This is a genomic window from Actinoplanes couchii (assembly GCF_016862075.1).
Lineage (GTDB): Bacteria > Actinomycetota > Actinomycetes > Mycobacteriales > Micromonosporaceae > Actinoplanes > Actinoplanes couchii.
Genome location: NZ_BOMG01000085.1, coordinates 37130 through 51754, shown reverse-complemented (window position 1 = coordinate 51754; position 14625 = coordinate 37130). Strand labels below are relative to the sequence as shown.

At 68.8% G+C, this 14625-nt stretch carries 9 protein-coding genes; 4 read left to right on the top strand and 5 right to left on the bottom strand.

Features of this window, described 5'->3' with window-relative positions; all coding sequences use genetic code 11:
- Window positions 1-141 precede the first annotated feature (141 nt).
- On the top strand, window positions 142-387 hold the full coding sequence (locus tag Aco03nite_RS34175; RefSeq protein ID WP_203802793.1) for a hypothetical protein: 246 nt from the start codon (window positions 142-144) through the stop codon (window positions 385-387).
- Between the two features lie 629 nt (window positions 388-1016).
- Complete coding sequence (locus tag Aco03nite_RS34170; RefSeq protein ID WP_239145682.1) at window positions 1017-1781, top strand: hypothetical protein; 765 nt, start codon at window positions 1017-1019, stop codon at window positions 1779-1781.
- 34 nt (window positions 1782-1815) lie between these two features.
- Here the strand turns inward: Aco03nite_RS34170 and Aco03nite_RS34165 are convergent, their stop codons facing one another.
- Entirely contained in the window at window positions 1816-3153 is a 1338-nt protein-coding gene (locus Aco03nite_RS34165) for a serine hydrolase domain-containing protein (RefSeq protein ID WP_203802791.1), read from the bottom strand.
- Window positions 3154-3287: 134 nt separating this feature from the next.
- Complete coding sequence (locus Aco03nite_RS34160; RefSeq protein WP_203802784.1) at window positions 3288-5351, bottom strand: S9 family peptidase; 2064 nt, start codon at window positions 5349-5351, stop codon at window positions 3288-3290.
- Between the two features lie 117 nt (window positions 5352-5468).
- Here Aco03nite_RS34160 and Aco03nite_RS34155 point away from each other — a divergent pair, with 117 nt between their 5' ends.
- Complete coding sequence (locus Aco03nite_RS34155) at window positions 5469-6557, top strand: FAD-binding oxidoreductase (protein ID WP_203802783.1); 1089 nt, start codon at window positions 5469-5471, stop codon at window positions 6555-6557.
- A 69-nt stretch (window positions 6558-6626) separates the two neighbouring features.
- Here Aco03nite_RS34155 and Aco03nite_RS34150 read toward each other — a convergent pair whose 3' ends face one another.
- From Aco03nite_RS34150 to Aco03nite_RS34140, 3 genes are all read right to left on the bottom strand, one after another.
- Entirely contained in the window at window positions 6627-7241 is a 615-nt protein-coding gene (locus tag Aco03nite_RS34150; protein ID WP_203802782.1) for a dihydrofolate reductase family protein, read from the bottom strand.
- A gap of 207 nt (window positions 7242-7448) precedes the next feature.
- Window positions 7449-8006: a dihydrofolate reductase family protein gene (locus Aco03nite_RS34145; RefSeq protein WP_203802781.1), complete on the bottom strand. Its 558-nt coding sequence runs from the start codon at window positions 8004-8006 to the stop codon at window positions 7449-7451.
- 32 nt (window positions 8007-8038) lie between these two features.
- Window positions 8039-10072 (bottom strand): SpoIIE family protein phosphatase, encoded by a 2034-nt coding sequence (locus tag Aco03nite_RS34140; protein WP_239145681.1) that lies wholly within the window; start codon window positions 10070-10072, stop codon window positions 8039-8041.
- Between the two features lie 112 nt (window positions 10073-10184).
- On the opposite strand from Aco03nite_RS34140, the gene Aco03nite_RS34135 reads away from it, so the two are divergent.
- Entirely contained in the window at window positions 10185-14573 is a 4389-nt protein-coding gene (locus Aco03nite_RS34135; protein ID WP_203802774.1) for a HAMP domain-containing protein, read from the top strand.
- The last annotated feature ends 52 nt before the right edge of the window (window positions 14574-14625 follow it).

The following is a 14625-nucleotide window of genomic DNA, read 5'->3' as shown; positions in this document are numbered from 1 at the left end:
GGTAACCGTCGGCGCCGCAACCGTCATGTCACCGGAAGCACCGCGTCCCGGTCGTCCGCAGGCTTTCCTTTCCGGGCGTCTCTTCCCGGGCTCCTGAGCGGCACGCTCAGCCGAACCCCCGACGGTGCCGATCAGATTCTCATGCCGCGACGTCTGGCCCAGTGGTGCGCCGTGATGACAACGGCGACGCTGCTCGCCGCTTGCGACCCCAGGACGCCGAAGCCCTCGGTCGCCACCCCGACCCCACCCCCGTCGCCATCAGCAACGTCGCTTCCGCCGCTACCACCGGAGTACCTCGAAGCGTGCGGCCTGCCGCCGGGCAGCACGGTCGTGCCCAGTTCCTGCCCCGGAGTGCTGGGCCCGGACAACGTCAGCGTGCCCGGTTGAGCAGCCACACCGAGAGTCGCGGCTACCGGCACATCTCACCGAAGTGCAGGGAAACCCGCCCCTCACCACGTTCCACGCAGAGAGCCCCGACCGAACGATCGACCCAGTAGGCCTGCCCGGCCCCCACAAAGGTCGGCGTCTCAAGGTGAAACCACCGCCCAACCGTGTCCACAAGCAGAAGCTGATCAGCAATCACACGAGTAGCCACCCCACCTCCCGAAAATCACCACTCAGCCCGGGGTGCGTGGAAACGCGAAGCATCTACCAGCCCACGTGCGAAGTCGATCACCGCAGCCGGGTCCAGGGTTATCGACAATCCGACAGCACCGCGCCAAGCAGGCCGGGCTGATGCTGCGAGCAGCCGACTCCTACGGGTCGCCGACCGATATGACGGAAGTTGAGTCGGTCATTCTGGTGGCGGCCGGCTATGGCGCACAGCGGTACCTCACCTACGGTAACTAGACATTCACTTACGGCAATGTCTGGTCGAATGGTGGTGCCGCATGGCGGGAAACACACACAGAGCCAACTGCGCCAATGCCCAGAATCCTGGCTGCGTCTGCTCGGGTTGTGGCGGTGCGCTCCACGGCTGGCAGGGGTGGACTCAACTTGCTTCAGGCGTGCAATCGGTGCGTGACGACAGGCGGCACCAGATCGAAGCCAGAATCGAACGAAGTCGGCGTACCGGAGTGTTGAGTTTCAACACCCGGAACCGGCAGGCACTGGTCGACCTCGTTCGCCTGGACATCACTGATCACCTGTCGGCGACCGGCCCCGAAACTCCGCTCACCGACCAGCAGGTACACCTCGTAGATCTCGCCGATCCGAGATTTACCTCGTCCGACCTCGGACGGCTGTCAGCTCTGGGTAACACGCTCATGGCCGAGACGTGGGAGGAGATTTCCACAGACATCGACAACCACGTGAAGAGTCGGCAGACCGCCCGCGATGTCAAGAAGCACCTGGCTGATCACACGTGGTGCGGGCTGCTCGTGGGACTGATCCGCTGGATCGAGCAGATTGACGCCGCGGTTCAGCTTCTCTCCACGAGGGCCAAACAGTTCGTCAAAGGTCTCTTGATCGAAAACCTGGCAGGGTTGCCCGGAAAGCTGGCCGGGGCCGTTGTCGACATCGTGATCGACAGGGTCTGGTCGGCGTTGGCCAGACTGCTGGAAGCGCATTTCCCTCTGTTCGGAGAAGACACGCTCAGGGTGTTGCGGATGCTCGCTCTCTTCGCCTGCCCCTCGCTGGAGCAGCACCCCGAGGTGTACAGGTACACAGCGAGACCGTTGATGGGAGATGCGTTGGGTGTGGTCTCCGACGAGATCAAGAACCAATTCAGCACGCTGTTCACCGCTTGGTGGCGGCGGCGTGGTCCAGAGGCGCTCGCCTGATCCGGAGGCGGGGGCCGGCTTTCGCCGGCGCGGTTCACGGAGTGCCAGGCGCTCGGAGGTAGGCGCGGAGGCCGATGTGCAGGGCGTCTCGGCCGTCCGGTAGTTGGTGGAACGTTGCCGGGTGCCAGCGTTTGGTGCCGGGCTCTCGGTAGAGCAGCACGTTCTCGGTGGCGGCTGCGACCTCGTACTCGCCTCCGGCGGAGGGCATCACCTCACGTAGTGCGCCGGTGGCGGACCAGCTCAGAACCGGTGTGCCGTTCCGGTTGGCCAGCTCGTTCTGGTAATCGTGTCCGATATAGACACCTGCGTGCCTGGCCAGCTCGAAACGGGGCGGCTCGTCGGGTGGCTGCAACGGGGCGGGCAGGGTGAGGTCCGCTACCTCGGTGAGGATCTCCTGGTACAGCGCCCGGTAGAGATCCCGGGCCGGGCCGCCGTTGGTCAGCAGGACCACTGCCAGGCGGTGGGTCGGGAGCAACCTCAGGAAAGCTGTCTGGCCGATGGTGTCGCCGTCGTGGCCGATCGCGCCGGGGCTCTTGTGGAACCAGGCCAAACCCAGGCCCTCGGTCTCGCCGTCGTGGAACGGGACCTCCACCCGGGTGGTTCGCATCTCGCGGATCAGGTCGGCCGGGATCAGGCCGTCGCCGTCGTTCAGGTGGAAGCGGGCGAACGCCAGCACGTCCCGTGCGGTGGCGGCGATGTTGCCGGCCGGGCCGGTCGAGCGGGGCAGGCCCCACCTGGCGGCCGGCTGGAGGGTGCCGTCCGGCTGGCGTTCGTGGCCCATGGCGGCGCTGTGGAGCAGCGCCTCCTCGGGCAGGGTCACGGTGTGCCGCAGGCCCAGCGGGGTGAACACCAGGTCGCGCATCGCCTCGTCCCACATCTTGCCGGTGACCTGCTCGATGATCCGGCCCAGCAGGCTGAAACCGGCATTGCAGTAGGAGAAGGCCGCCCCGGCGGGCAGGAGCGGGGGCACGTCGGCCAGGCCGTCGGCGAATCGTTCCAGGCAGTCGTCGCCGCGGCCGGTGTCGGTGAACAGGTCGCCGGGGATGCCGCTGGTGTGGGTGAGCAGATGCCGCAGGGTGCCACCCATCGGCAGAGGTTTGTCCAGGTCGAGCCGGCCGTCGGCGACCAGGCGCAGCGCGGCGGTGGTGGTGTAGACCTTGGTGATCGAGCCGATCTGGAAGACCGTGCCGGTGCGGACCGGGTCGCCCGAGCGCACATTCGTCACCCCGGTCGCGGCGTCGATCACGTGCATGTCGTGCGGGCCGCCCGAGGAAGAGCCGTGCAGGATGCCCAGGGAGGCGCCGACCACGCCGAACTCGGCGGCCAGGGTGGACAGTCGGTGTTGCCAGTGTGCGGAATCCAGCTGCGGCATGCCGGAATCCTAGCGATCGTCGATGGATCGAACCTTGCGCCCGCATCCGCCCGGATGCGGGCGCAACGGCCCGGTGTTCCGCCTGCGTCGCTGTCAGATCGCAGAGCCATTCATTGGCGTACGAGATGAAAGGGTTAAGCCGCGCCCATCACGTCCAACGCCCAGGCCAGGTTGAAGGCCTCCTCTTTCCAGGCGTCGTAGCGACCGCTCGGACCGGCGTGACCGGCGCCCATCTCGGTCTTGAGCAGGTAGTTGCCGTCCGGTGCGGTGGCCCGCAGCCGGGCGATCCACTTGGCCGGCTCGTGGTAGAGCACCCGGGTGTCGTTGAGGCTGGTCACCGCGAGGATCTTGGGATAGGCCAGCTTGGCGACGTTCTCGTACGGGCTGTATGACTTCATGTACTCGTAGACCTCGGCCGATTCGAGCGGGTTGCCCCACTCCTCCCACTCGGTGACCGTCAGCGGCAGTGACGGGTCGAGGATCGAGGTCAGCGGGTCGACGAACGGGACCTCGGCCAGGATGCCGGCGAACGCCTCCGGGGCTAGGTTGGCGATCGCGCCCATCAGCAGGCCACCGGCCGAGCCGCCCCGGGCCACCAGGCGGGACGCCGACGTCCAGCGGTTGCGGACCAGCGCCTCGGCGACCGACACGAAGTCGGTGAAGGTGTTCTTCTTGGTGAGCATCTTGCCCTGCTCGTACCACTGCCGGCCCATCTCGCCGCCGCCGCGCACGTGCGCGATCGCGAAGACGACACCACGGTCCAGCAGGGACAGGCGGGCGATCGAGAAGTACGGGTCGATCGAGTGCTCGTAGGAGCCGTAGCCGTAGAGCAGCGCCGGCGCCGACCCGTCCCGCTGGACACCCTTGCGGGCCACGATCGAGATCGGGATCCGGGTGCCGTCCTCGGCGGTGGCCCACTCGCGGAACTGCTCGTAGTCCTCCGCCCGGTAGCCGCCCAGCACCGGCTTCTGCTTGCGCAGCGTCATCACCCGGGTGTTCAGGTCCATGTCGTAGACCGAGTCGGGGGAGACCAGCGAGGTGTACGAAAGCCGGACCGACGCCGTGTCGTACTCCGGGTTGCCGCCCAGGCCGACGCTGTAGATCGGCTCCGGGAACTCGACGTCGTGCGCGGCGGTGCTGCCGTCGATGAGCACCCGCAGACCGGTCAGCCCGTCCTTGCGCAGCGAGACCACCAGGTGGCGGGCGAACGCGTCCACCGACTCCAGGCGGATGCCGGGCTGGTGCGGGATCATCTCGACCCACTCGCCCGGATTGTCCACCGAGGTCCAGGAGAGCGCGAAGTCCTCGGCCTCGTGGTTGTGCAGGATCAGGAACCGGTGGCCGTGGTGCTCCACCGAGTACTCCACACCCTGACGGCGCTCGGCGATCAGCGTCGGCTCGGCGGTCGGCTGATCCGCCGGAATCACCAGAACCTCTGACGTGATCTTGCTCTGCACGTCGATGACCAGGAACTTCTCACTGCGGGTCAACTCGATGCCGACCCAGAAGCGCTCGTCCGGCTCCTCCAGGATCATCGTGTTCTCGTTGGTGCCGACGGTGTGCCGCCACACCCGGTCGGGGCGCCACGCCTCGTCGACGGTGATGTAGAAGAGCGTGCTGTTGTCCGCCGACCAGGCGCTGCCGTAGAAGACGTCGGTCACCTCGTCGGCCAGCACCTCGCCGGTCACCAGGTTCTTCACCCGCAGGGTGAACCGCTCGTCGCCGTCGAAGTCGGTCGAGTAGGCCAGCCAGTTGCCGTCCGGGCTCACGTCGAACGTGCCGAGCGCGAAGAAATCCTTGCCCTCGGCCAGCACGTTGCCGTCGAGGAGCACCTGCTCACCGGGCTTCTCGGCGTCCATCGGCGGTGTCGTGTCGCCGGGGGCGGCCGGGACGCGGCAGGAGATCCCGTACTGCTTGCCCTCCTCGGTCCTGGTGTAGTACCAGAAGTCACCCTTGCGGCTCGGGACCGACAGGTCGGTCTCCTGGGTGCGCGCCTTGATCTCCTGGAAGACGGTCTCGCGCAGGCCCTCCAGGTGCGCGGTCGCCTGATCCGTCCAGGCGTTCTCCGCCTCGAGGTGGGCGATGGTCGCCGGGTCGTCCTTGGTCATCAGCCAGGCGAACTCGTCGGTGACCGTGTCGCCGTGGAAAGTGCGCTCGGTGGGCTCCTGGCGAGCGCTGGGTGGGCCTTCAATCGTCACCGGAAACACGTTACCGCCCCCTTTTCGGAGACACACGAACCTCGGTCATTCGAACATGTGTACGATGTGCCAGAGTGGACGATCTTTCATCTCTTGCGTCGCTAGGGGGCTACTGGCGTGAGCGGTTCGGTTCTTGCTGAGCTCGTCCGGATCTGTGGTCCGGACGGCGTCCGTGCGGCTGCACCCGGTCATGTCGCGGTGCCGTCCACCCCACGGGCGGTCGCTGCGCTCCTCCACCTCGCCGCCGGTCACGGTCTGGCGGTCCGCGCCAGGGGTTCCGGCAGCAAATTCCACTGGGGTACGGGTGGGAAGGCCCACCCCGATTTCCTGGTGATCGACACCGCGCGTCTCGACGGACTGTGGGCGCACGACGGCGCCACCGCTGTCGTCGGCGCCGGCACCACGGTGGCCGCCGCGCAGGCCGCCCTCCAGCGGCACGGCAAACGCCTCACCCTGGATCCGCCGTCCCCCGGCGCGACCATCGGCGGGGTCCTCGCCATGAACGAGGCGGGTCCGCTGCGCCACCAGTTCGGCCCACCCGCCGGGCAGGCGATCCGGGTCGATCTCGTCGACCCGTCCGGCCGGTCGACCGCGGTCGAGGGCTGGGAGGGCGCCGACGGGGTGATCACGTCGGCGCTGCTGCCGGTCGAGGCGCTGCCCGAGGCCCGCCGCTGGGTGGTCCGGCCGGTCACCACCCTGACCGAGACCGGTGAGGTGATCAACGACGTGGTGGCGCAGGAGTTCGCCCTCAGCGGGGTGGAGATGGACCTGCCCGGCGCCGCCGGCGGTGCTCTGGCGCTGCTGCTGGAGGGCCCGGCCGCCTGGGTGACGGCCAGTGCCGGCCGGCTGGCCCGTCAGCTCGGGCCGCGGGCCCTGATCCGGGACACCGCGCCGGCCTGGTGGGGGCGCTATCCGTTCGGCCCGTCCGATGTGGTGCTACGGCTCCGGGTCCGGTCCCGTGACCTGCACGCGATGGGTTTTGTGCTGCGCGACGCGGTCGGCACCGCGGTCGCGGTGCGGGGCTCGGCGGGCGCCGGCGTGGTGCACGCGGTCCTGCCCGCCGGGCTCAGCGCGCCGCGCATCGGCGACATCGTCATCGGCCTGAAACAGGTGCTGATGGCCCGCGGCGGTCAGGTGATGGTGCTGATCGCACCACCCGACCTGGCGGACCAGATCGAGATGGCCCGCCCACGAGATCTCTTCTGACCGGCCCAGGCCGGTCGATCGCCGGGATCCGGGTGGCGGTTTCGGTGGTTGGGTGGCGGCCGGGCCGGGTCAGCCGATCACCGGGATTCGGGCTGCGGTCTCGGCGGCCAGGTGGCGGCCGAGCCGGGCCACGTCGCCCACCGCGTATGTCAGATAGGCGAACTGGCCGACCGCCCGGGCGCCGGTCAGGATCAGGTCCTCGACCAGGATCCGGCGGCGCAGGACCGGGATGCCCTCGCCCAGGATGGTCGGGGCGATGCCGAGGATGATCTCGTCGAGCAGGCCCTCGGCCACGAACTGGCTGACCAGGTTGCCGCCACCGGCCAGCCACACGTTCTTGCCCTGCGCGGCGACCAGCATCGCCTCGTGCACGCGCCGGACGTCGCCACTGATCATGAAGACGTTGGCGTCCTCGACCGGCGGCAGGTCACGGTGGGTGAAGACCCAGCACGGTACGTCGCCGTACATGTCGTGCCAGTTCTCCGGCTCCTCCAGCAGGTTGTCGTGTTCGAGGACCCACTCGTAGGTGGTGGCGCCCATGGCGAACGCGCCGACGCCCTCGAAGAACTCACCGAACGGGTTCTCGGTGCCTTCGTCGACCTCGAAGAGCCAGTCCAGCGAGTTCCTCTCGTCGGCGATGAAGCCGTCGATGCTGGTGGCGGTGTAGTACTGCGTTTTCGCCATGACCAACACGATGCCACGACCGAGCCGACAAAAAGGGCAGATCGATCAGGAAGATCGTGGCCGGGGTGTCGGTGGCGGGCTGGGCGTTGCCGCACCCAGCCCGCCACCGCCACCGGTCTCCAGAGGCGGGGGCCCAACACCGTACTCCACGATCCGGTACCGTCGCATCGGCTCTCACATCTCGGATCGATCGAGCATCGAAGCTGGTCAGGCCGGTGAGCGGACGTCGTAGGTCAGGTAGGCGAAGGGGCCGAGCGGTCGCGCGCTCGTCAACGTCAGACGTGACGACGGGATGCGCCGCGGCAGCACCGGCGCGCCGGCCCCCAGCGCGACCGGGGCCACCCCCAGGATCACCTCGTCGAGCAGTCCCGCGTCGTCGAACTGACCGACCAGGTCACCACCACCGGTCAGCCACACGTTCCGCCCGGCGGCCGCCCGGGTCATCGCGGCGTGCACGGGTGCGACGTCCCCACGTACGAAATGAAGGTTGGCCCCTGGCACTTTCGGCAGCTCCCGATGCGTGAAGATCCAGGCCGGGATGTCGCCGTAGGGCTCCAGCCAGGCGGACGGGCGCTCCAGAGCCCTCTCGTGCGCGAGGACCCACTCGTAGGTGGTGGCGCCCATGGCGAACGCGCCGACCCCGGAGAAGAACTCCCCGAACGGGCTCTCGCCCCGGTCCTCCACCTCGAAGAGCCAGTCCAGCGAGTTGTCCTGGTCGGCGATGTAGCCGTCGAACGAGGTCGCGGTGTAGTACTGCGTCTTCATCCCCCGACCCTGGCAGTCGGGTGCGACATTTTTCAGGCGTCGTTGCGCAGCACCAGGATCGCGATGTCGTCGCGGGGCTCCTCGACCGAGAAGTTGATCGTGGTGGAGCGCAGCCGGGCCGCCATCACGTCGGCCGGATAGCCGGCCAGCGGCGCCGCGGCCTCCCGCAGCCGGGCCGAACCGAACAGCTCACGGCCACGGCGGCGCTCGGTCACCCCGTCGGTGTAGAAGATCAGCGAGTCGCCGGAGCCCAGGGTGACCGAAACGTCCGGTGAGGTGATCGTCTCCAGGAGGCCGAGCGCGGTGCCGCCCTCACCGACGAACGAGGTCTTGCCGTCGGCCCGGACCAGCACCGCCCGGTCGTGCCCGGCCAGGTGCAGGCAGACCTCCAGCGAGCCGCCCGGGAGCTTGGTCACCGAGGCCATCGCGAGCGTGCAGTACCGTCCGCCGCCGCGCTGCACCAGGGTCCGGTTGACCCGCCAGAGGATCTCGTTCAGTTCCTTGCCGTCGTCGACCAGGATGCGGATCACGTCGCGCACCAGACCGGTCACGGTGGCCGCCTGGACGCCCTTGCCGGAGACGTCGCCGACGACGACCAGCCACTGCTCGTCGCCGGACGGGACCACGTCGTAGAAGTCGCCGCCCACCTCGGAGCCGGTCGGGACGTATTCCGCGGCGAAGCCGATGCCCTCGACCCGGGGCAGCGCCGGCGGCAGCAGCGACGCCTGCAGGGTCCGGGCGACGGTGCGCCGCTCGTCGTGGATGCGCGCGTTGTCTATCGCCAGGGCGGCCCGCCGCGCCACGTCCTCCAGCACGGCCACCTCGTCGGCGTCGTGCCGGTGTTTCGGGTGCCGGCCGACGGCCAGGGTGCCGAGCCGGGCGCCCCGGGCCACCAGCGGCAGCGCGTAACCCTCCAGCGGCGAACCGAACATCACCTGGGTGCCGAGCCGGGACGCCTCCTCCAGCCGGCCCAGCAGCGACTCCGGGCCGGGCTCGGCGAGCGTCGCGTGCAGCTGGGCCAGCGACGACTCGTCGGCGTGGGTGGCGGCGGCCAGCTGCAGCCGCCCCCACGAATCGGTGGTGTGCACCGCGCACCACTGGCCCAGCCGCGGCACCACCAGCTGCGGGATCAGGGCCATCGTCAGGTTCACGTCGAGGGACTGGGCGAGCAGCTCGCTGGCCTCGGCGAGGAAGGTGATCCAGGTCTGCCGGCGGATGTCGGCGCGGCGCAACCGGTCGTTCTCCAGGTGCAGGGTGAAGCGCTCGGCGACCAGCGTGGTCAGCGCCAGCGCGTAACCCTCGGGGGCGGCGTCCAGCTCCAGCTCGCCGGAGTAGGGCCGCTGCACGTTCAGCGTGACCCGGATGGTGTCGGCGTTGTCGCGGGGCGCCCGGCCGTACCGCGCCAGCAGCTGACGGCCCATGCCCTCGCCGCGGTCCAGCCGGATCACACCGCCGGCCGCGCCGGTCAGCCGGGCCAGCCGGGACAGCAGATCGGCCGCCAGGTCGGCCAGGCCCTCCTCGGAGTGCCGGTCGGAGCCGCTGTGCAGCAGGCCGGTGAGCGCGCCCAGGCTCGGCGTCTCGGCGGCGCTGGGCAGCCGGACCGGGCCGGACTCGGCCCGCGAGTCGAGCCGGAACCAGACGCCCTTGCCGTCGCCCTCGTGCACGGTGCCCCAGCGGCTGGCGAAGTGGTCGACCAGCAGCAGGCCCCGGCCACGCTCGGCGACCTCGCCGATCTCCGAGCTCTCGTTGCGCGGGCCGACGGTGAGCTGCTCGACCGGGCCGGCCGCGAAGTCGGTGACGGTGACGGTGAGCCCGCCGGTGTCGGCCGAGACCTCTATCTCCAGCTCGGTGTTGGCGTGCACCACCGCATTGGTGGACAGCTCGGTGGTGAGCAGGAGGGCCTCGTTGAGCAGGACGAACAGCCCGGTCTCCTCCAGGACGGAACGCACGAGTGCGCGGGCCGCCGCCGGGGTACGACGATCATTGGGCAACCTGGTCCGGCGCACGAGTGCTTCGGACGGAGCACCCGACGGGATGCTCGCCCTGGTTCCGACCTCGGCTGGCACCCATGCATCCTCCCCCGTCGAAGGGTGGATGCACAAAGTCGTCTCTCGCATTGACCCGGTCGGGCGAGAGAGGATAGGTAGCCCCGGCCGTTGAACAGCGAGTGAGGACACCATGACTGCGGCTAAAGAAGCCGACGAGACCGTTCTGCTCGGCGAGCTCGCCGAAGCACTGCGGCGTGTCCGGCGTGGTGACCTCAAAGTGCGTCTGAACAGGCGGGACGGCACCGCCGGGGCGGTCGCCGAGGCGTTCAACGAGGTGGTCTCGCTCCAGGAGCGGCAGAACCAGGAGCTGCGCCGGATAAGCCGGATAGTGGGCCGGGACGGCCGTCTCACCGAGCGCCTGGACGAGGAGGGCCTGGACGGGTCCTGGGAGGACAGCGTCCGGTCGGTGAACTCGCTGATCGACGATCTGGCCAGGCCGACCACCGAGATCTCCCGGGTCATCGAGGCGGTGGCTCAGGGCGACCTGTCGCAGCACATGGCGCTGCAGATGGACGAGCGGCCGCTGCGAGGTGAATTCTTGCGGATCGGCCGGACGGTGAACACGATGGTCGATCAGCTGTCCTCGTTCGCCGACGAGGTGACCCGGGTGGCCCGCGAGGTGGGCACCGAGGGCGAGCTGGGCGGCCAGGCCGACGTGCGCGGGGTGGCCGGCACCTGGAAGGACCTCACCGACTCGGTGAACACGATGGCGTCGAACCTGACGCACCAGGTGCGGTCGATCTCCCAGGTGGCGACCGCGGTGGCCCGGGGCGACCTGTCGCAGAAGATCACCGTGTCGGCGCGCGGCGAGGTGGCCGAGCTGTCCGACACCATGAACGGGCTGACCGACACCCTGCGGCTCTTCGCCGAGCAGGTGACCCGGGTGGCCCGCGAGGTGGGCACCGAGGGCAAGCTCGGCGGCCAGGCCGACGTGCCGAACGTGGCCGGCACCTGGAAGGACCTCACCGACTCGGTGAACTCGATGGCGTCGAACCTGACCAGTCAGGTCCGCAACATCGCCCAGGTCTCCACGGCGGTGGCCAAGGGTGACCTGTCGCAGAAGATCACGGTGGCCGCGCAGGGCGAGATCCTGGAGCTGAAGGACACCGTCAACACGATGGTGGATCAGCTGTCGTCGTTCGCCGACGAGGTGACCCGGGTGGCCCGTGAGGTGGGCACCGAGGGCAAGCTCGGTGGTCAGGCCCAGGTCCGTGGAGTCTCCGGCACCTGGCGTGACCTGACCGAGAATGTGAATCAGCTGGCCGCCAACCTGACCGGCCAGGTCCGCAACATCGCCCAGGTCTCGACCGCTGTGGCGAAGGGTGACCTGTCGCAGAAGATCACCGTCGACGCCCGCGGCGAGATCCTGGAACTGAAGAACACCGTCAACACCATGGTGGACCAGCTGTCGTCGTTCGCCGACGAGGTGACCCGGGTGGCGCGCGAGGTCGGCTCGGAGGGCAAACTCGGCGGACAGGCCCAGGTCAAGGGCATTTCTGGTACGTGGCGCGACCTCACCGACAACGTCAACTACATGGCGTCGAACCTGACCAGTCAGGTCCGCAACATCGCCTCGGTCACCACCGCGGTGGCCAAGGGCGACCTCGGCCAGAAGATCACGGTCGATGCCCGGGGCGAGATCCTGGAGCTGAAGTCGACGGTCAACACCATGGTGGATCAGCTGTCGTCGTTCGCCGACGAGGTGACCCGGGTGGCCCGTGAGGTGGGCACCGAGGGCAAGCTGGGTGGTCAGGCGCAGGTGCGCGGGGTGGCCGGCACGTGGCGCGACCTGACCGACAACGTGAACTCGATGGCGTCCAACCTGACCGGCCAGGTCCGCAACATCGCCCAGGTCTCCACGGCGGTGGCCAAGGGTGACCTGTCGCAGAAGATCACGGTCGACGCCCAGGGCGAGATCCTGGAGCTGAAGAACACCGTCAACACCATGGTGGACCAGCTGTCGTCGTTCGCCGACGAGGTCACCCGGGTGGCCCGGGAGGTCGGCTCGGAGGGCAAGCTCGGTGGTCAGGCGCAGGTGCGCGGGGTCGCGGGCACGTGGCGCGACCTGACCGACAACGTCAACTACATGGCGTCCAACCTGACCGCCCAGGTCCGCAACATCGCCTCGGTCACCACCGCGGTGGCCAAGGGCGACCTCGGCCAGAAGATCACGGTCGACGCCCGCGGCGAGATCCTGGAGCTGAAGAACACCGTCAATACGATGGTGGATCAGCTGTCGTCGTTCGGTGACGAGGTGACCCGGGTGGCCCGCGAGGTGGGTTCCGAGGGCCGGCTGGGTGGTCAGGCGCAGGTGCGCGGGGTGGCCGGCACGTGGCGCGACCTGACCGACAACGTCAACCAGCTCGCCTCCACGCTGACCATCCAGCTGCGTGCCATCGCCGAGGTGTCCACCGCGGTGACCCGGGGTGATCTGACCCAGAGCGTGGCGGTCGAGGCGCAGGGCGAGGTGGCGGAGCTCAAGGACAACATCAACCGGATGATCGTCACGCTCCGGGACACCACCAAGACCAACGCGGAGCAGGGCTGGCTCGACTCGAACCTGGCCCGCATCGGCGGCCTGCTGCAGGGCCAGCGGGACGTCGGCGAGGTCTGCCGCATGATCATGACCGAGGTGACGCCGCTGGTGGACGCCCAGCTCGGCGCGTTCTTCCTGGTCGACAACGAGGAGGCGGTCACCCGGCTGCGACTGGCCGCGGCGTACGGCTACGTCGCCCGCGATCACGAGGTCACCTTCGGACCGGGCGAGGGGCTGGTCGGCCAGGCCGCGGTGTCCCGGCGCACGATCCGGGTCCGGGCCACCCACGACGGGATACTGACCATGCGGTCCGGGCTGCTCGGCATGCCGCCGAACGACCTGGTGGTGCTGCCGGTCCTGTTCGAGGGCGAGATGCTCGGCGTGATCGAGTTCGCGTCGGTGGCCGCCTTCAACGGGCTGCACCTGACGTTCCTGGAGCGGCTGGTCGCGACCATCGGGGTGGCTCTCAACACCATCCAGGCCAACCGGCGTACCGAGGAACTCCTCTCGCAGTCGCAGCGGCTGGCCCGGGAGATGCAGGACCAGTCGGCCGAGCTGCAGCGCACCAACGCCGAGCTGGAGGACAAGGCCAAGCTGCTGAGCGAGCAGAAGGCGAACATCGAGCTGAAGAACCGGGAGATCGAACTGGCCCGGCTCGGCCTGGAGGAGAAGGCCCAGCAGCTCTCCCGGGCCAACACCTACAAGTCGGAGTTCCTGGCCAACATGAGCCACGAACTGCGTACGCCGCTGAATTCGCTCCTGCTCCTGGCCCGTCTGCTCGCCGACAACACCGAACAGAACCTGTCGAGCAAGCAGATCGAGTTCGCACGGACCATCCACAGTGCCGGTTCCGACCTGCTCTCGCTGATCGACGACATCCTCGACCTCTCCAAGATCGAAGCGGGCCGGATGGACGTCGAGACCGACGTGGTCGACTTCGACGGCATCCGCAGCTACGTCGAGCAGGCGTTCTCCCCGCAGGCCGAGGACAAGGGCCTGCAGCTTCGGGTCGACCTGGCGCCGGAGCTGCCGGACTCGCTGGTCACCGACCCGCAGCGGCTCCAGCAGATCCTGCGCAACCTGCTGTCGAACGCGGTCAAGTTCACCGACAGCGGCTCGGTCACGCTGAGCATCTTCTCGGCCGCGCTGGACGCCGGGATCGACGCGCCGCCGTCGTTGCACTCCGCCTCACGGGTGGTGGCGTTCGCGGTCAGCGACACCGGCATCGGCATCTCGGACGAGAAACTGGCGATCATCTTCGAGCCGTTCCAGCAGGCCGACGGCACCACCACCCGCAAGTACGGCGGCACCGGGCTGGGCCTGTCGATCAGCCGGGAGTTCGCCGCGCTGCTCGGCGGCACGATCTCGGTCTCCTCGCTGCCGGGGGAGGGCTCGACCTTCACCCTGTTCATGCCGGAGGCGCTCACCGCCGACGCGATCCCGATGCCGGTGCTGCCCGCGGTGCCGGCCAAGGCGATCTCGGTCCGGCCGGCCAACTCGATGGCGTCCCTGGGGCTGCCGTTGATGGAGATGCCGCCGCGGGTCGAGGAGAAGCCGCCGGTGAGCCCGGCCGGGCGGAAACTGGAGGGTGTGACGGTGCTGATCGTCGACGACGACGTCCGGAACGTCTTCGCCCTGACCAGCGCGCTCGAGATGCATGGACTGCACGTGCTGTACTCGGACAACGGGGTGGACGGCGTACGGATCCTGGCCGAACACCCCGAGATCGACATCGTGCTGATGGACGCGATGATGCCCGATCAGGACGGATACGAGACGACCCGGGGAATTCGGCGCAATCAGCGGTTCCAGGACCTACCGGTAGTCTTCCTGACGGCGAAGGCGATGCCCGGGGACCGGGAGTCGGCCCTCGCGGCCGGTGCGAGTGACTACATCACGAAACCGGTCGATCTGGACGAGTTGATCGAGCTGATGGACCGCTGGGTGAACGCGGAGGGGACCGGAGCGCCGGATCACGGGTGAGACCGGCGGTTGCGGGGTAGCGCCATGGGAGGTAACTACCGGTGGGTGAGGT